Annotated in this window: 18 protein-coding genes; 6 read left to right on the top strand and 12 right to left on the bottom strand. The window is 72.9% G+C overall.

Features of this window, described 5'->3' with window-relative positions:
• Nucleotides 1-211: 211 nt before the first annotated feature.
• Nucleotides 212-673 carry a polysaccharide deacetylase family protein gene (locus tag AB0M16_RS02280; RefSeq protein ID WP_365337761.1) on the top strand — a complete coding sequence of 154 codons (462 nt, stop codon included), beginning with the start codon at nucleotides 212-214 and terminating at the stop codon, nucleotides 671-673.
• A 48-nt stretch (nucleotides 674-721) separates the two neighbouring features.
• On the top strand, nucleotides 722-1000 hold the full coding sequence (locus tag AB0M16_RS02275; RefSeq protein WP_365337759.1) for a hypothetical protein: 279 nt from the start codon (nucleotides 722-724) through the stop codon (nucleotides 998-1000).
• Here AB0M16_RS02275 and AB0M16_RS02270 read toward each other — a convergent pair.
• Together AB0M16_RS02270 and AB0M16_RS02265 are read right to left on the bottom strand one after the other, a co-directional pair.
• Entirely contained in the window at nucleotides 990-2186 is a 1197-nt protein-coding gene (locus tag AB0M16_RS02270; protein WP_365337757.1) for a glutathionylspermidine synthase family protein, read from the bottom strand. The two genes, AB0M16_RS02275 and AB0M16_RS02270, sit on opposite strands and share 11 nt — an antisense overlap.
• A gap of 8 nt (nucleotides 2187-2194) precedes the next feature.
• Entirely contained in the window at nucleotides 2195-2488 is a 294-nt protein-coding gene (locus AB0M16_RS02265) for a hypothetical protein (RefSeq protein ID WP_365337755.1), read from the bottom strand.
• Nucleotides 2489-2609: 121 nt separating this feature from the next.
• On the opposite strand from AB0M16_RS02265, the gene AB0M16_RS02260 reads away from it, so the two are divergent.
• Entirely contained in the window at nucleotides 2610-3449 is an 840-nt protein-coding gene (locus AB0M16_RS02260) for a hypothetical protein (RefSeq protein WP_365337960.1), read from the top strand.
• 44 nt (nucleotides 3450-3493) lie between these two features.
• Here the strand turns inward: AB0M16_RS02260 and AB0M16_RS02255 are convergent, their stop codons facing one another.
• Nucleotides 3494-4903, bottom strand: a complete 1410-nt coding sequence (locus AB0M16_RS02255; RefSeq protein ID WP_365337753.1) for a PLP-dependent aminotransferase family protein — start codon at nucleotides 4901-4903, stop codon at nucleotides 3494-3496.
• A 47-nt stretch (nucleotides 4904-4950) separates the two neighbouring features.
• Here AB0M16_RS02255 and AB0M16_RS02250 point away from each other — a divergent pair, with 47 nt between their 5' ends.
• The gene (locus AB0M16_RS02250; RefSeq protein ID WP_365337751.1) at nucleotides 4951-5469 is read left to right on the top strand and encodes a carboxymuconolactone decarboxylase family protein; all 519 of its coding nucleotides are present in this window, start codon (nucleotides 4951-4953) and stop codon (nucleotides 5467-5469) included.
• 8 nt (nucleotides 5470-5477) lie between these two features.
• Nucleotides 5478-6203, top strand: coding sequence for an isocitrate lyase/phosphoenolpyruvate mutase family protein (locus AB0M16_RS02245; protein ID WP_365337958.1), 726 nt, complete (start codon nucleotides 5478-5480; stop codon nucleotides 6201-6203).
• 79 nt (nucleotides 6204-6282) lie between these two features.
• Here AB0M16_RS02245 and AB0M16_RS02240 read toward each other — a convergent pair whose 3' ends face one another.
• The 6 genes from AB0M16_RS02240 to AB0M16_RS02215 all read right to left on the bottom strand — a co-directional run bounded on the left by AB0M16_RS02240 (nucleotide 6283) and on the right by AB0M16_RS02215 (nucleotide 12204).
• The gene (locus tag AB0M16_RS02240) at nucleotides 6283-6915 is read right to left on the bottom strand and encodes a hypothetical protein (protein ID WP_365337749.1); all 633 of its coding nucleotides are present in this window, start codon (nucleotides 6913-6915) and stop codon (nucleotides 6283-6285) included.
• 346 nt (nucleotides 6916-7261) lie between these two features.
• The gene (locus AB0M16_RS02235) at nucleotides 7262-7648 is read right to left on the bottom strand and encodes a hypothetical protein (RefSeq protein WP_365337747.1); all 387 of its coding nucleotides are present in this window, start codon (nucleotides 7646-7648) and stop codon (nucleotides 7262-7264) included.
• On the bottom strand, nucleotides 7641-9380 hold the full coding sequence (locus AB0M16_RS02230) for a hypothetical protein (protein ID WP_365337745.1): 1740 nt from the start codon (nucleotides 9378-9380) through the stop codon (nucleotides 7641-7643). The genes AB0M16_RS02235 and AB0M16_RS02230 overlap by 8 nt, the downstream gene beginning before the upstream one ends.
• Nucleotides 9381-9566: 186 nt before the next feature.
• Entirely contained in the window at nucleotides 9567-10556 is a 990-nt protein-coding gene (locus tag AB0M16_RS02225) for a malate dehydrogenase (protein WP_365337743.1), read from the bottom strand.
• Between the two features lie 314 nt (nucleotides 10557-10870).
• A complete protein-coding gene (locus AB0M16_RS02220) occupies nucleotides 10871-11443 on the bottom strand; it encodes a DUF3017 domain-containing protein (RefSeq protein WP_365337956.1) in 573 nt (190 codons plus the stop codon).
• On the bottom strand, nucleotides 11344-12204 hold the full coding sequence (locus AB0M16_RS02215; protein WP_365337741.1) for a bifunctional methylenetetrahydrofolate dehydrogenase/methenyltetrahydrofolate cyclohydrolase: 861 nt from the start codon (nucleotides 12202-12204) through the stop codon (nucleotides 11344-11346). The genes AB0M16_RS02220 and AB0M16_RS02215 overlap by 100 nt, the downstream gene beginning before the upstream one ends.
• Nucleotides 12205-12441: 237 nt before the next feature.
• Between AB0M16_RS02215 and AB0M16_RS02210 the strand changes: the two genes are divergently transcribed.
• Nucleotides 12442-13056: a hypothetical protein gene (locus AB0M16_RS02210; protein WP_365337739.1), complete on the top strand. Its 615-nt coding sequence runs from the start codon at nucleotides 12442-12444 to the stop codon at nucleotides 13054-13056.
• Nucleotides 13057-13122: 66 nt separating this feature from the next.
• Here the strand turns inward: AB0M16_RS02210 and AB0M16_RS02205 are convergent, their stop codons facing one another.
• The 3 genes from AB0M16_RS02205 to purN all read right to left on the bottom strand — a co-directional run bounded on the left by AB0M16_RS02205 (nucleotide 13123) and on the right by purN (nucleotide 16882).
• Complete coding sequence (locus AB0M16_RS02205) at nucleotides 13123-14565, bottom strand: DUF2079 domain-containing protein (RefSeq protein WP_365337737.1); 1443 nt, start codon at nucleotides 14563-14565, stop codon at nucleotides 13123-13125.
• Nucleotides 14566-14712: 147 nt separating this feature from the next.
• Nucleotides 14713-16278 carry a bifunctional phosphoribosylaminoimidazolecarboxamide formyltransferase/IMP cyclohydrolase gene (gene purH, locus AB0M16_RS02200; protein WP_365337735.1) on the bottom strand — a complete coding sequence of 522 codons (1566 nt, stop codon included), beginning with the start codon at nucleotides 16276-16278 and terminating at the stop codon, nucleotides 14713-14715.
• A complete protein-coding gene (gene purN, locus AB0M16_RS02195; protein WP_365337733.1) occupies nucleotides 16253-16882 on the bottom strand; it encodes a phosphoribosylglycinamide formyltransferase in 630 nt (209 codons plus the stop codon). The genes purH and purN overlap by 26 nt, the downstream gene beginning before the upstream one ends.
• Between the last annotated feature and the right edge of the window lie 182 nt (nucleotides 16883-17064).

Raw genomic sequence — 17064 nt, 5'->3', positions numbered from 1 at the left:
GACCAACGGTCCGGGGCGACTCCCGAGACCGACGGTCCGGGCTGCCGCCCAGGAGACCCGACGGGTTCGCAGGAGAAGGGTCCGGCCGGCCTGGTCGGCCGGGCCCTTCCCCCTCCGGCGAGGGGGAGCGCGCGGGTCCGTTTCACGGGGTGCGGGAGTGGCCGAGTGCACCCATTGACACCCCAGTTGGTCTAGGCCAACGATGGCCGCCATGTCGAGACCCCGTCTGCGTCGCGCGCTGCGCGGCGCGCTCGCCGCACTCGTCCCCGTCGCGCTGCTCGGCGCGTTCGCCGGTTCCGCCCACGCCGCCCCGCGGGCGGCCTGGCCCGAGCCCGTCCCGGTCGTCTCCCACGTCGAGACCACCGACCCCGTCGTCTTCATCACCATCGACGACGGCTGGTACCACGACCCGGCCGCCGCGAGGCTGCTGCTCGACCGGCGGGTGCCCGCCTCGCTCTTCCTGCTGCCGGGCGCCTACTCGTACGACGAGGGCTACTTCCACACGCTGCTCGACCAGGGCCGCTCCCGGGTCGAGAACCACACGGTCGGCCACCCCGACCTGACGACCCTGGACGCCGCCGGCCGGCGGGCCGAGGTCTGCGGCGCACGCGACGCGCACCTCGCCGAGTTCGGCGACGGCCCCCGGCTGCTGCGCCCGCCGTACGGCACGTAAGACGCGACGACCCGGACCACCGCCCGCGCCTGCGGCGCCGAGGCGCTGGTGACCTGGACGCACGACCTGACCACCTGGGGCCCGTGGACCCCGCCGGCACCGAGCCTCAAGGCGGGCGACATCATCCTGCTGCACTTCAACGAAACGATCGAGCAGGACCTGAGGCGGGCGCTCGACCTCGCGGACGCGGCGGGTCTGAAGCCCGCACCGCTGCGGGACTACGTCGCGGATCAGCGCGGGGCGGACCGCCGCCCCGGCGTCGCCCGCAGGCCCAGCTCCCGGACCGTCGCCGTCGCCGTCGCTGTCGCTGTCGCCGTCAGAGGATGACGTGCGGGACGAAGCGGGCGTACTCGTCCGTGATCGGGCCCGCCGACTCCCTGATCCCGAGCCCCGCCGCCTCGTCCCCGACGGTCCACGCGCCGAGCACCACCCGGTTGCCGTCGAAATCGGGCAGCGGAGCCGACTCCTGGTAGCAGCAGGGCTCGTCGTCGCGCCGGGGCACCGGGGCGGCGCCCGGCTCGTGGATCGTGACGCCCGCGCCCTCGCGCCCGAGCAGCGGCTTGGAGACGTAACCGGGGCCGTCGGCGGCGGCGAGCTCGCGCGGGCCGTCGAGGTAGGCGGGGAGCAGGTTGGGGTGCCCGGGGTACAGCTCCCAGAGGAGGGCGAGGAGCGCCTTGTTGGAGAGCAGCATCTTCCAGGCGGGCTCGATCCAGCAGGTGGTGCCCGTGCCGCCGCCGTTGTCGAGGGTGTCGAGGACGTGGGGCCCGAAGCGGTCGGTGGTGAGCCACTCCCACGGGTAGAGCTTGAAGCAGGCGCGGATGAAGCGGAGCCGGTCGTCCACGAAGCGCCCGGAGATCCGGTCCCAGCCGATCCGCTCCACCGACAGCGCCTCCGTGGCGAGACCGGCCTGCTGGGCGGTCTCGCGCAGGTACGCGACGGTCATCAGGTCCTCGCCGAGCTCGTCGCCGTCGGAGTGGACGAAGTGGACGGGGCTGCCGGGCGGCAGCAGGTGCGCCTGGCGCCGCCAGGCGTCGACGAGCCGCTCGTGCAGGGAGTTCCACTGGTCGGCGCCGGGGAAGCGCTCCTCCATCCAGAACCACTGCGGGCTCGCGGCCTCCACGAGGGAGGTGGGGGTGTCGGCGTTGTACTCCAACATCTTGGCCGGCCCCGTGCCGTCGTACCGGAGGTCGAACCGCCCGTAGAGAGTGGGCAGTTCCTCCCGGCGGTGCCAGGCCTCGGCGACCCGCGCCCGGAGCCGGGGGTCGGTGATCCCGAGCTCCGCGAACCGGTCCTTCTCCACGATGTGCGCGGCGGCCGCCAGGCACATGGCGTGCAGTTCCTCGACGACCTCTTCCAGCGCCTCGACCTCGGGGAGGGTGAAGGAGTAGTAGGCGCTCTCGTCCCAGTAGGGGCGCAGCGAGTCGTCGGGGTAGCGGGTCAGCGGGTAGATCAGGCCCTGCTCCTCGACCGTCCGCTGCCAGCCGGGGCGGGGCTCGATGGTGTGGCGCTCCATGGGGCGGTTCAGCCGCCGGAGGAGGAGTGGTGGCCGCCGAAGCCACCGCTGTCGACGGCGGACCTGTCGAAGCTGCCGCCGCTGACCGAGCCGTCGCGGGAGGAGCCGCCGTAGTAGTAGCGGCCGCCGCTGTGGGAGGAGCCGTCGCTGCTGCCGCCGGACTCGCACTTGTAGTCCGGGAGTTCCTTGTACGTCATCGGGTCGATGCACCGGCGGTCGGGCTCGGAGCCGCACGCGGTCAGCGTCGCCGCGAGCATGCTCACGCCGCCGAGTATCACCGTGCCGGACCTCAGTCTGCGCATCGCCTGTCCTCCCCTGTCCGTACGGCGCCGACCCGCGCCTGCTTGCGACCGCACAGTGTAGGCCCGGCCTGAACGCGTGGCCGATCCCCGTCGCACTAGAGTCCCTTTCGTGCTTCTTGGGATGTTGTGCGCACTGGGTTCCGCTTTCTGCTTCGGCGCCGCTTCGGTGCTCCAGGCGATGGGCGCCAGGGCCGCCGAGCCCGGAACGGGCGGCGGGGTCGACGTCACGCTGATGTGGCGGGCGCTGCGGCAGTGGCGGTACGTGGCCGGGCTCGGCCTGGACGGGCTCGGCTTCGTGCTCCAGATCGTCGCGCTGCGGACACTGCCGATCTACGCGGTCGGGGCGGCGCTCGCGGCGAGCCTCGCCGTGACGGCGGTGATCGCCTCACGGGTGCTCAGGGTCCGGCTGCGCCGGATCGAATGGGCGGCCGTCGGTCTGGTGTGCCTCGGGCTCGCCATGCTGGCTCTCGCCTCCGGCAAGGAGGGCCACGAGGACGTCGGGGCGGGCCTGGAGTGGGGGCTGCTCGTCGCGGCCTTCGGCGTCCTGCTGGTCGGGGCGGCGGCGGGTCGCCTGCCCGAGCGGCCCCGGGCCCTGGCGCTCGGCCTCGCGGGCGGCGTGGGCTTCGGGGTCGTGGAGGTCGCCGTGCGTCTGATCGACTCGGCGGACCTCACGGACCCCGCGCTCTACGCCCTCCTCGTGGGCGGTGGCGCGGCGTTCCTCCTGTACACCTCCGCCCTCCACAGCGGCTCGGTCACCACCGCGACGGCCGGGCTCGTGCTCGGCGAGACGATCGGCCCGGCGATCGTCGGCGTCGTCTGGCTCGGCGACCGCACGCGCGAGGGCCTCTCCTGGCTGGCCTTCCTCGGTTTCGCCATCGCGGTGGCGGGGTCCTTGACCCTGGCCCGCTTCGGCGAGGCGCCGTCGACGGCGCGGACCGTCGAGACGGTGGAGACCGACTGAGCGCGGCGCCCACCGCGCGCGGTGGCGGGCGGCGGGCGGCGGGTCTACGGGAGGACGCGGGACAGCGCCTCCAGGACGCCTGACCAGGCGCTGTCCGGCGGGGTCGCGTAGCCGACGACCAGGGCGTCCCTGGTGGGCGGGGTGGAGGGGTGGCGGAAGGCGTCGAGGCCGGTGAGGGCCAGCCCCTGGAAGGCGGCAGAGCGGACGACCGCGGCCTCGGTGCCGGCCGGCAGGTCGAGGACCGCGTGGAGGCCGGCCGCGATGCCGCTGACCCGCGTCTCCGGCGAGCGCGTGGCCACGGCCGCGACCAGCTGGTCGCGGCGGCGCCGGTAGCGCAGACGCATGGCACGCACGTGGCGGTCGTACGCGCCCGACCGGAGGAACTCCGCGAAGGTCAGCTGGTCCGTGACGCTCGACACCCAGTCGACCGCCCCCTTCGCCGCCGCCACCTCGTCCACCAGGTGCTCCGGCAACACCATCCACGCCAGCCGCAGCCCCGGCGCGAGGGACTTGCTCGCGGTGCCCATGTAGACGACCCGTTCCGGGTCGAGGCCCTGGAGCGCGCCGACCGGCTGCCGGTCGTAGCGGAACTCCCCGTCGTAGTCGTCCTCCAGGATCAGCCCCCCGGCGGCCCTCGCCCAGTCGACGGCGGCCGCCCGCCGGTCGGGCCGCAGCGCGCCGCCCATGGGGAACTGGTGGGCGGGGGTCATGAGGACCGCTCCGACCCCTCCGCCCAGCGACCCCAACTCCTCCGTCCGCGTGCCCCTTTCATCGAACGGCAGGGCCGGGATCCGCAGGCCCGCGCGTTCGAGCAGCGCCCAGTGGATGTCGAGGCCGTACGACTCCACGGCCACCTCCCGCACCCCCCGAGCCCGCAGCACTTGCCCCATCAGCATCAGGCCGTGCACGAACCCCGAGCAGATCATGATGCGTTCGGGTCGCGCGTACACGCCCCGCGCCCGCGCCAGGTACTCGGCGAGGACGGTGCGCAGTTCGATCCGGCCACGCGGATCGCCGTACCCGAAGGCCTCGTTGGGTGCCGTCATCAGCGCCTTGCGGGCCGCCTTGAGCCAGTCGGCGCGCGGGAAGGAGGCCAGGTCGGGCGTGCCGGGCCGCAGGTTGTACGTCGGCTTCCCGGTCGCGGCCGGGGCGCCGGCGACCCGGCTCGGCGCCGTACGGCGGCGCGGTGCGGACCGCGGGGCCACCCGCGTGCCGGAGCCCTGCCGTGCCGTGAGCCACCCCTCGGCGACGAGTTCCGCGTACGCGTCGGCGACCGTGTTGCGGGCCACTCCCAGGTCGGCGGCGAGGGAACGCGAGGACGGCAGCCGGGTCCCGGCCGCCAGCCGCCCGCTGCGCACGGCCTCGCGCAGGGCGTCCATCAGCCCGTTGCGGAGGCCCTTCCCGGAGAGCTCCAGATGCAGATCGGCACCGAAAGTGGCCCAGTCATTCGCCATGAGAATGGACCATACCCGGGCGCCATCCGAACCGTACGGTGATCACCATGACGCTCACCGAGACGGCTTCCCCCGCCACCCCCACCGCCTACGCAGCGGAGCACGCGCCCCGGCTCGCGTTCGCCGAGAAGCACCCCGAGTTCTACAAGGCCATGATCGGTCTGGAGATCGCCGCGGCGAAGCACGTCGACCCGACCCTCTACGAGCTGATCAAGATCCGCGCCTCGCAGATCAACAACTGCGGCTTCTGCCTGGACATGCACACCAAGGACGCGCTCGCGGCCGGCGAGACCGTGCAGCGGATCGTCCAGCTGTCCGCCTGGCGCGAGTCGCGGCACTTCTACACGGAGCGCGAGCTGGCCGCCCTCGCCCTGACCGAGGCGGTCACCGTCCTCACCGACGGCTTCGTGCCCGACGAGGTGTACGCGGAGGCCGCCGCGCAGTTCGACGAGACCGAGCTCGCGCACGTCATCGGCGCGATCACGGTGATCAACTCCTGGAACCGGATCGGCGTCACCTGCCGCTTCACCCCGGGCCACTACACCCCCGGGGCGTACAAGCGGTGAGCGGCGACGTGAGCCCGGCCGAGCGGCTGCGCGCCCTGCACGACACGCGGCCCGGCGGCCGCCCCCTCGTGCTGCCCGGCCCGTGGGACGCCGCCACCGCCCGTGTCTTCGAGGAGGCCGGCTTCCCGGCCCTGGCCACCCCGAGCGCGGGCGTCGCCGCCGCGCTCGGGTACGCGGACGGGCAGACCCCGGCCGTCGAGATGTTCGCGGCGGTGGCGCGGATCGTCCGGGCCGTCTCCGTACCGGTCACCGCCGATCTCGAGGACGGCTACGGCCTGTCGGCGAAGGAACTGGTCGCGCGGGTCCTGGAGACCGGGGCGGTCGGCCTCAACCTGGAGGACTCCGAACGCGGCACGCACCGCCTGCGCGATCCGCGCGAGCACGCCGAACGCATCGCGGCGGTACGGGAGGCGGCGGGGCCCGCGCTTTTCGTCAACGCGCGCGTGGACACGTACCTCCACGGCGGGACGCCCGACGAGGCCGCCGAACGCGCCCGCCGGTACACGGCGGCGGGCGCGGACTGCGTCTTCCCGATCCTCGCGCCGGCCGAGGACCTCCCCCGGCTCCGCGCGGCGGGCGTCGAGGGCCCGCTCAACTTCCTGGCCCGGCCCGGCGATCCTTCGCACGCCGAGCTCGGCCGGCTCGGTGCGACCCGGATCACCTTCGGGCACGGACTGCACGCCCGCGCGCTGAGCGAGGTCGGCGAACTGGCCCGTCAGCTCCTCACGGCCTGACCGGTCACGACCGGGCCGGTCACGGCCTGACCCGTCACGACCGGGCCGGTCACGGCCGGGCCGGTCACGGCCGGGCCGGTCACGGCTCGAAGAACTCCAGGGCCGTGTCCAGCGTCTTCCGCTGCTCGGGCCAGGCGCTCTCGGGCCCGGCGGCGAGCACCGCGTACTGCCTCCCGTCACCGCCGACGAAGGCCCGGTCGACGACCTTCCGGCGCCCCTCGGTGCGGTCGTAGGCGTAGACCAGCTCGACGGAGTCGTCGCCCGGCCCGGTCCGCGCGAGGCTGATCTCGCTGTAGCCGGGGTTCTGTGCCGCGAGGTCCCGCGAGGTCAGCCGCAGCGCCTCGTAGGGGGTGATCCCCGGCTCGTCGAGGGGATAGACCTGCACCAGGCTGAGGCCGTCGGGCGCGTTGTAGAAGACGCTCTTCCCGGAGGTGGTGCGGTTCCATCCCTCGGGTACGGCGAGGGCGAAGCCGCTCTCCTCGACGAGCCGGAACCCGGCGGGAGGGGCGCCGGCCGAGGGCGACGGGGAGCCCGACGCCGTTCCGGAGGGCGTCCCGTCCGTCCCGGACGCCGAGCCCGAGGTCGACGCGGACACGCTGGGCGCCGCCGTCGGGCCCCGGCCCGTACCGCCGTCGTTCCCGTCCCTTCCCCACAGGAACCAGCCGCCGACGGACCCGGCGACGAGCACGGCCACGACGACTCCGGCGATCACGGCGTTCCGCCGCCCCGCCCCCGGGCTCCCCGGCGCCCCGGGCGGCGCCTGCGGAGGCATGGGCGGCACGGGCGGCACGGGCACCGCCGGCACCGGCCCGTATCCGGGGACGGCCCCCGGATACGGCACCGGGCCGAGACCCGTTCCCGGAGCCGGTACGGGGCCGGTCCCTGTTCCCGGCCCCGCCGCGCCCGGCCCCTCGGAGCCGGGCGGCGGCGGGGCCGGCACACCGCCGCCGGGCGGCGCCGCACCCGGGCCGGACCCCGCCGGAGGCCGTGCCGGACCCGTCTCCCAGCTCTGCTTCTCGTCGTTCCACCACGCTCCGCCGCCCCCGTCACGGCTCATCTCATCCTCCGAGCAGCACGCCGACGGCCTGGCCGACGGCTGCGGCCGAGGCGAAGATGCCGGTGACGGCGCCCGCGTCGGCCAGGGCCTGGCGCAGGCGGGTGAGGCGGCCGGGACCGGCGGCGCCCGTGCCCTGGATCTCGTCCTCCGCGTCGGAGAGTTCGGCGTCGAGCGCGGTCGTCTGCTCCGAGGCGACGATGCGGGTCAGGTCGGCGCGCAGCTCGCGGACGGCCCGGAGGAGCTCCTCCTGGCGCGGGTCGCGGGCGGGCTCGGAGCCCCGCACCGTGTACGACACCGTGTTGTGGTCGCCGATGGTGACGTTGCCACCGGCGTTGCTGACGTGGATGCCGCCGGCCGCCGGGTTCACGGGATTCTGGTTCTCAGCCACGGTCGCCTCCGGTCTTCGTCGTGGTGAAGGTCTTGCTGCTGACGGTGTTGTGATCGCCGATGGTGACGTTCCCCCTGGTGCCCTCGATGAACGTGGCGCCCTCGGCGATGTGGACGATCTTCTGCTCGAACTCGGCCGTCTCGTATCCGGCCTGACGCAGCGCCACGGTCACGCCGTTCGTGACCCGGTCCTGGATGCTCTTCAGGTAGCGGCTGACGTCCATCTCCTGGAAGAGGGAGGCCTTGTCGTCGGAGCCGAGCTCGCGCACGGAGTGCAGCGGGCCCTCGGGCAGCGCGCCCGCGTACCCCTCGGTGGAGAGCCGCCAGCCGTGACCGAAGGCCTGCCACACGGTGACCATGGCCTGCCCGGCGGACCGCGGGGTCTGCCCGAGGGCCTGGACGGCCCGGCCGAAGTGGTGGTTGTGGCGGTAGCGGTGGGCGTTCCGGTCGGCGTACCGGAACAGTTCGGCCACCGGCCGCAGCACGTGCGGGGCGACCTCCAGCATCAGCATGCCGCCCTGGGTGTGCACGCGGACGAAGACGGTGGTGACGATCTCCTCGCCCCAGCCGCCGACCCTGATCCGCAGGAAGTGGCGGCGGGTCTCGCCGCCCTCCTCGATCGCGCCGGAGCGGTGCCGCTCGAAGCCCTCGGGCGTGTACGGGGCGGCCGCGCGGCTCGGCAGTCCGTCGACGGGCAGGAAGACGACCTCGTCCGTCTCCAGGTGGCGCAACCGGTCCCGTACGCCCGCCTGGAGCTCCGGCGAGCCGTGCGGGGAGGGCAGGCGCAGCGCCTCCACGAGCGGGACGATGTGCCGCATGATCGCGCTGTTGTCGAGCGGCTCGGGCGCGCCGCCGTCCAGGTCCTTGCGGGGCCGGAGCTCGACGGAGAGCGACCACGGCTCGTGCGGTTCACCCGCGCCGCAGAACGGGTTTTCGGAGCGGTACATCACCAGCCGCGCGTGCTGTTCGACCCGGATCCGGTCGCGCAGCCGCCGGTAGCGGGCCCCCTGGGCCCGTTCGGCGGGGTCGCCCTGGAGGTCCGCGAAGCGGTCGCGGTGGAGTTCTCTGGTGAGCGCCCGGGCGAACTGGCCGTGCTGCGCGCCCACCGCGGCGGCGATGAGGAACGGCACCGCGAGGGTGATCCAGACCTCGAGGGAGCCGATGCCCGACCCCGCGGTGCTGTCGAGCAGGAGAGCGGTGAGTGCGTTCGGGTTGCCGTAGCCCAGGTACTCCGAGAGGAGCCACCAGTCGCCCACCTCCTGCCCGAAGGCGGCGGACACCAGCATCACGACGTTCATGAACAGCATCAGCCGGGCGTACCAGCGCAGCAGGAAGGTGGGGACGGCGCGGTACCAGGGCGCGCGGCGCGCGCCGCCGCGGATCCAGCGGGCGACGGCGAGCAGGACGAAGGGCACGGCCAGGAGCATGACAAGGCCCTGGGTGAGGGCGAAGGAGACGACCCAGAGGCCGAGGACAGCGGCCGACCAGCCGAGTTCGATGCGGCGGGCGCGCAGGGCGTGGGCCAGGACGCGGGCCGCGTCGACGCCGAGCGACGGTGCGGCGACGCGTTCCTCGTGGACGTAGAGCTGCTCGATGACGGCGTCGCGGAAGGTCTCGTCGAGGTAGGTGCCGGCACAGAGCAGCCGGGTGGCCTCGCTCGTGGCGGGATTGCCGCGGGCCGCGGCGGGCGACGGACCGGGTTGCTGCGGTAAGAAGGGCGGCGACTGCGTCAATTGATCCCCCGAAGTACCGAACTACGCGTGGATTCCGCCGAGTTGACGGGAACCGGGGGGACAGCATAGAACGCACGGCACCCCCGGCCGAAGGGGCCGGGGGTGCCGTGTGCGTACTGCGGTGGCCGCGGGAGCCGCGGGACCACGGGCGCTCCGGGACTACGAGAGTCCCGGGAGCCGCGGGACTCAGATGAGGCCGAGCTCGCGGACCGCGTCGCGCTCCTCCGACAGCTCCTTGACGGAGGCGTCGATGCGGGCGCGGGAGAACTCGTTGATCTCCAGGCCCTGGACGATCTCGTACGCGCCGTCCTTGCAGGTGACGGGGAAGGAGGAGATCAGGCCCTCCGGGACGCCGTAGGAGCCGTCGGACGGGACACCCATGGAGGTCCAGTCGCCCTCGGCGGTGCCGTTGACCCACGTGTGGACGTGGTCGATGGCGGCGTTCGCGGCGGAGGCGGCGGAGGACGCGCCACGGGCGTCGATGATCGCGGCGCCGCGCTTGGCGACGGTCGGGATGAAGGTGTCGGCCAGCCACGCCTGGTCGTTCACGGCCTCGGCGGCGTTCTTGCCGGCGATCTGCGCGTGGAAGATGTCCGGGTACTGGGTCGCGGAGTGGTTGCCCCAGATGGTGAGGCGCTTGATGTCCGTGACCGGGGAGCCGGTCTTCTGGGCCAGCTGCGTCAGGGCGCGGTTGTGGTCCAGGCGGGTCATCGCGGTGAAGCGCTCGGCCGGGACGCCCTTGGCGGCGGACTGGGCGATGAGGGCGTTGGTGTTGGCCGGGTTGCCGACGACGAGGACCTTGATGTCGTCCGCGGCGTGGGCGGCGATGGCCTCGCCCTGCGGCTTGAAGATGCCGCCGTTCGCGGCGAGCAGGTCGCCGCGCTCCATGCCCGGGCCGCGCGGGCGGGCGCCGACGAGCAGGCCGATGTTGGCGCCCTCGAAGCCCTTGTTCGGGTCGTCGAAGATGTCGATGCCCTTGAGCAGCGGGAAGGCGCAGTCGTCGAGCTCCATGGCGGTGCCCTCGGCGGCCTTGACGCCCTGCGGGATCTCCAGGAGGCGGAGCTTGACCGGCACGTCCGCGCCGAGCAGGTGGCCGGAGGCGATGCGGAAGAGCAGCGCGTAGCCGATCTGGCCGGCCGCGCCGGTCACGGTGACATTCACGGGAGTGCGGGTCATGGCGATCTCCGTAAGACAGCTGGCGGTGGGGGTCCCTGCCCCTGGTGTGGGATACCCCTCTTGATCGATCGGTGTCTCGACGTGAAGAGATATCCAGCGATCAGGCTATCCGACCCGGGCCCCACCCGGTTCCCACCCCCTTGTGGGACGGCTCACTGCCACCCGGCTACCGGACACCAAGTACCGGAATGGTCACTTCCGTGCCACAAGGAACCGGCGGAGCTTGAAGGGCTTTTGGCACGTACATGACCCTTGATCACGGCGGCGCCCGCCCTCCCACGGGGGAGAGGGCGGGCGCCTGTCGCACGACGGGATCACGTCACCGTGAGGTGGAGGACGTCCTCCAGGAACGGGATGCGCAGCCACGGCTCCGGCTGGACCATCAGCGCGAGCAGCACGATCAGGCCGCCCATCACCCCGTACGTGACCATGTCGGTGAACCGGGAGCGCACCGCCAGCATCCCGACCGAGGGCAGCGCGCGACGCAGCGCCGCGCCCGTCAGCAGCGCCCCCCCGACCAGCAGGGTGCCGACCCGGAACGACTGCGGGAACAGGTCGGCGCCGACGATCAGCAGCCCGAGCGCGGTCAGTCCGAGCACGGTCAGCAGCGGCCACTGGCGCGCGGGCGCCGGTGCGTCGCCGGGCGCCGCCCGGCCGCCGCCCTCGGGACGCGCGGTCGTGGTGGTGAGCTTCGCCCGCGGGTGGCGGCGCGGGACGGCAGCACCCTCCGCGGTCTCGTCCCGCGTGTCCGCGTCCGGCTCCTCCGGCGTGTCGGAGGAGGACACCGTCAGAGCACCCCGGCCGCGCGCTCGGCGGCCTCGACGACGTTCACCAGGAGCTGGGCGCGGGTCATCGGGCCGACACCGCCGGGGTTCGGCGAGATCCAGCCGGCGACCTCGGCGACACCCGGGTGCACATCGCCGACGATCTTGCCGTCGGCGTCGCGGGAGACGCCCACGTCGAGCACGGCGGCGCCCGGCTTGACGTCCTCCGGCTTGATCAGATGGCCGACGCCGGCCGCCGCCACGATGATGTCCGCGCGTCGCAGGTGGGCAGCCAGGTCCTTGGTGCCGGTGTGGCACTGGGTCACGGTGGCGTTCTCGGAGCGGCGGGTCAGCAGCAGCGGCATCGGGCGCCCGATGGTGACACCGCGGCCGACGACCACGACCTCGGCGCCCTTGATCTCCACGCCGTGCCGACGCAGCAGCGTGATGACGCCGTTCGGCGTGCAGGGCAGCGGGGCCGGCTCGTTGAGGACCAGCCGGCCGAGGTTCATCGGGTGCAGGCCGTCGGCGTCCTTGGCCGGGTCCATCAGCTCCAGGATGCGGTTCTCGTCGATGCCCTTGGGCAGCGGGAGCTGCACGATGTAGCCGGTGCAGGACGGGTCCTCGTTCAGCTCCCGGACGACCGCCTCGATCTCCTCCTGCGTGGCGGTGGCGGGCAGTTCGCGCTGGATGGAGGCGATGCCGACCTGGGCGCAGTCGCGGTGCTTGCCCGCGACGTACTTCTGGCTGCCCGGGTCGTCGCCGACCAGGACGGTGCCGAGACCGGGCGTGACGCCCCGCTCCTTGAGGGCCGCCACGCGGACGGTCAGATCGGACTTGATCGCGGCTGCGGTGGCCTTGCCATCGAGAATCTGGGCGCTCATGCGGCCATCCTCCCGGATGACCCCCGCCTGATTCCAATTCGGAGCCGGAGATTGCACTTGCACAACCGCGCTGCGTATCGACTGGACAACGGGTGGACGTTTTGACCACGATGATCTGCGCAGTGCCGCGGGCAGTGCCGGGGGGCAGAACCGCTCATACGTGGTGAAACAGATGGTCACTCTTCCTCCGCGCGGGCCGCGTCGTCCCCGCACAAGAATCAACGGAGGAACCTCCCGATGAGCTTCGGCGATCCGAACAATCCTTACGGGCAGCCGCAGGGGCAGCAGCCCGGCTACGGCCAGCCGCAGGGGCAGCCCGGCTACGGCTACCCGCAGCAGACCCCGCAGGGCGTCCCGCCCCAGCAGGGCTACGGCTACCCGGCCGCCCCGCCGGTCGGCCCGTACCCGGGCGGCCCCGGCGGCTACCCCCAGGGTCCCGCGAAGATGCCCGGCCTGATGACGGCCGCCCGCGTGATCCTCTACGTCATCTCCGGCCTGCAGATCCTCGCCGGCATCGGTTTCGGCATCATCTTCGCGGCGGCCTCGGGCACGGCCGACTCGGACATGGAGACGGGCCTCGCCGGCCTCGGCTTCATCGTCGTCGTCCTCCTGCTGCTGCTCGCGGGCCTGGGGATCTTCCTCGGCGTGAAGTTCGCCACCGGCGGCACCGCGATCCGTGTCATCACGATCATCTACGCCTCGCTGATGATCCTCGGCTCCCTCGGCAACTTCACCTCCGGCCAGGCCTCCGGCGCGGTCAGCGGCGTCATCAGCCTCGCCATCGGCGGCATCATCCTCGCTTCGATGGTGACCCCGCAGGCCGGCGCCTGGTTCAACCGCCCGCGCTACTGATCCGGCGCCCGCGCGAAGGGGCCCGGTTCCGTCCTGGAACCGGGCCCCTTCGGCATGTCCGCGGCGTCACTGCCGCTTCAGCACCACGAACTGTCCCGCCTGCGCCGACACCGCGTACCGCGCCTCCGGGTGCAGCTGGGAGGCCAGGCCCACCGGGTCGGTGACCGGCTGGGACCAGCCGGAGCTGAGGTCGAGGGCCAGGTAGTCGGGGCTCACACCCTGCGCGCCGCCGACCCAGTAGACGGTGTGGTCACCGGTCAGGTGCGGCATGAGCGTCACGTTCGTCTCCACGCTGCTGCCCTCCGGCACCGCGGCCACCGCCCGCCGCGCGTCCAGGGTGCGGGCGTCCACCGCGTACGTCTCCGAGCGCAGCAGCTCGCGCAGCGGCATGTCCAGGGCGTGCACGATCGCGATCGCCGTGACCACGGGGACGACGACCTTCCCGTACGCCGCGAGCCAGGGCCGCGGCGAGGTGCGCACGGCGCGGACCCCGTCGACCAGGGCCAGGAAGACCACCGGCATGAGGATCGCGTTGTAGTGCCAGAACATGCCCCAGTGGTTGGGGTCGTGGGAGAGGAAGCGCCAGGCGAGCGTCGGCAGGACGAGCAGCATCAGCGGGGAGCGCAGGCAGAGGAAGCCGGTGATGCCGACGAGGAAGAGGACCATCTCCCACTTCTCGCCGTGCTGGAAGGCGCCGACGACGGAGTCGAGGAAGGAGACGTTCGCGCCGTCACCGGACTTCTCGATCTTGGCCCAGTAGTCGTACTGGCCGACCCGGCTCGCGGCCGGGATGAGGACGAGCACGGTGAGCGCGAAGAAGACGGTGCCGAAGCCGGCGAGGGCGGCACCGAGGCGCTTCTGTCCCTTGACGAAGAGGACCGCGCCGACCATGGCGACGGTCAGGCCCATGTCCTCCTTGACGAGGACGAGCGGCGCGGACCAGGCGACGGCCGCGGTCCAGCGGCCCAGGAGCAGCGCCCGGCAGGTGAGGGCGAGCAGCGGGACGGCGAAGGCGATCTCGTGGAAGTCGGACTTGACCGCCTCCTGGAGGCCCCAGGAGAGCCCGTACGCCACGGCGAGGCCGATCCCCGCGGCACGGCTGCCGAGCACCTGCTGGGCGGTGCGGCCGACGACGACGGCGGAGGCGGCGAAGAGCGCGGCCTGGGCGAAGAGAAGAGCGAGCGGGGAGGACCACACCCAGTAGAGCGGCGCGAGGAGCGCGGTCACCGGGCTGAAATGGTCCCCGAGTATGAGGAAGCCGGGGCCCTTGATGTCGACGATCGGGGCACGCAGCTCGGCGTAGGCCCGGACGGACTGCTCGAAGATGCCGAGGTCCCAGGAGGGCGTACGGAAGCGGTCGTACTGGACCCACGAGTAGAGGAAGTACAGGGCGCCGAGGACGGTCGCGAGGACGGCGTACGGGAGCACCGGCGCCGGCGTGGGGCCACCGCCCGGCGGGCCGCCGTCGGCCTCGGGGGCGGAGGGCTCCGCCGCGGAACTGCTCTGCACATCCAACACCGCGCCCCCAGGGACCAGCCGCCGACAAAAGAGCAACCCATTAGAACAGAGTCCACTCGACCGGCGGAATCGACGACTCGGGCGGGCCGGAGCCCGCCCGGGTCGTCGATCAGGGGACCGTCACGGTCCCCGTCACCGTCAGTGGAAGAAGTGGCGCGTACCGGTGAAGTACATGGTCACGCCCGCCTTCTTTGCGGCCTCGACGACCAGCTCGTCGCGGACCGACCCGCCCGGCTGCACGACCGCCTTCACACCGGCGGCGGTGAGGATCTCCAGGCCGTCGGGGAAGGGGAAGAAGGCGTCCGAGGCGGCGTACGAGCCGGCGGCGCGCTCCTCGCCGGCCCGCTCGACGGCCAGCTTCGCGGAGTCGACGCGGTTGACCTGGCCCATGCCGACGCCGACCGAGGCGCCGTCCTTGGCGAGCAGGATCGCGTTGGACTTGACCGCGCGGCAGGCCTTCCAGGCGAAGGCGAGCTCGGCGAGCTCGGCCTCGGAGAGGGCTTCGCCGGTGGCGAGGGTCCAGTTGGCCGGGTCGTCGCCGTCGGCCTGCAGGCGGTCGGTGACCTGGAGCAGGGCACCGCCGTCGATCGGCTTGACCTCGACCGGGTTGGCCGGGGCGCCCTCGGCGCGCAGCACGCGGATGTTCTTCTTCTTGGCGAGGACCTCGACGGCGCCGTCCTCGTAGCCGGGGGCCACGATGACCTCGGTGAAGATCTCGGCGACCTGCTCGGCCATCGCGACGGACACGGGGCGGTTGACGGCGATGACGCCGCCGAACGCGGACAGCGGGTCGCAGGCGTGGGCCTTGCGGTGGGCCTCGGCGACGTCGGCGCCGACCGCGATGCCGCACGGGTTGGCGTGCTTGATGATCGCGACGCACGGCTCGGCGTGGTCGTACGCGGCCCGGCGCGCGGCGTCGGTGTCCGTGTAGTTGTTGTAGGACATCTCCTTGCCGTGCAGCTGCTCGGCCTCGGCGAGGCCGCCCGTGCCGTCGACGTAGAGCGCGGCGCCCTGGTGCGGGTTCTCGCCGTAGCGCAGCACGTTCTTGCGCTCGTAGGTGGCGCCCAGGAAGTCGGGGAAGCCGCTGTCGTCGGCGGCGGCGTAGTCGTCGGCGAACCAGGACGCGACGGCGACGTCGTACGCGGCGGTGTGCTGGAAGGCCTGGGCGGCGAAGCGCTTGCGCAGGCCCAGCGTGAAGCCGCCCTCCTTGACCGCCCGGAGGACCGCGGCGTAGGCGCCGGGGTCGGTGACGATGGCCACGGACGGGTGGTTCTTGGCCGCGGCGCGGACCATGGACGGGCCGCCGATGTCGATCTGCTCGACGCACTCGTCCGGGGTGGCGCCGGAGGCCACCGTCTCGCGGAACGGGTACAGGTTCACGACGACCAGGTCGAAGGGCTCCACGCCCAGCTCGGCGAGCTGCTCGCGGTGCGACTCCAGGCGCAGGTCGGCGAGGATGCCGGCGTGGACGCGCGGGTGCAGCGTCTTGACGCGGCCGTCCAGGCACTCCGGGAAGCCGGTCAGCTCCTCGACCTTGGTGACCGGGACGCCGGCCGCGGCGATCTTCGAGGCGGTGGAGCCGGTGGAGACCAGCTCGACGCCGGCCTCGTGCAGACCACGGGCCAGCTCTTCGAGCCCCGTCTTGTCGTAGACGCTGATCAGCGCGCGGCGGATGGGCTTAACGGTGTCCGTGTTCACCGACATGAACCTTTCGTCCCTCAATGCTGTAGCCGTTGCGGGCGAGGCGCCCCACGACCTCGACGAGCAGCGAGCGCTCGACTTCCTTGATGCGCTCGTGGAGCGCGGCTTCATCGTCCTCGTCCCGCACCTCGACCACGCCCTGGGCGATGATCGGGCCGGTGTCGACACCGTCGTCGACGAAGTGGACGGTGCATCCGGTGACCTTCGCGCCGTAGGCGAGGGCGTCGCGGACGCCGTGGGCACCGGGAAAACTGGGGAGAAGAGCCGGGTGGGTGTTCACGACCTGCCCGCCGAAGCGGGCCAGGAACTCCTTGCCGACGATCTTCATGAAGCCGGCCGAGACGACGAGGTCGGGCTCGTACGCGGCGGTGGCCTCGGTCAGGGCGCGGTCCCACTCCTCGCGGCTCGCGTGGTCCTTCACCCGGCAGACGAAGGTGGGCAGCCCGGCGCGCTCGGCCCGGTCGAGCCCGGCGATGCCCTCGCGGTCGGCGCCGACGGCGACGACCTCGGCGCCGTAACCCTCGGGGTCGGCGGCGATGGCGTCGAGCAGGGCCTGGAGGTTCGTGCCGGAACCGGAGACCAGGACGACGAGGCGGGCGGCAGCCACTGGGTCACTCTTTCCGTGGTGTTTGTGCGGTCGTACGAACGAATCGCGTCCCTCGATACGGGGAACCCTACGAAGGGCCCGACCGTCAGCAACGATACCGGCACTCCGGACGGCCCCCACGGGACGGGGGCGGGACCGGGCGGTAGCGTCAGGGTCCGACGACCCGCCACACCAGGGCCGCG

Origin of the sequence: Streptomyces sp. NPDC051921 (assembly GCF_040680975.1) — a bacterium.
Lineage (GTDB): Bacteria > Actinomycetota > Actinomycetes > Streptomycetales > Streptomycetaceae > Streptomyces.
Note: the sequence above shows the minus strand (reverse complement) of the source record. Positions and strands in the feature narration are given on the sequence as shown.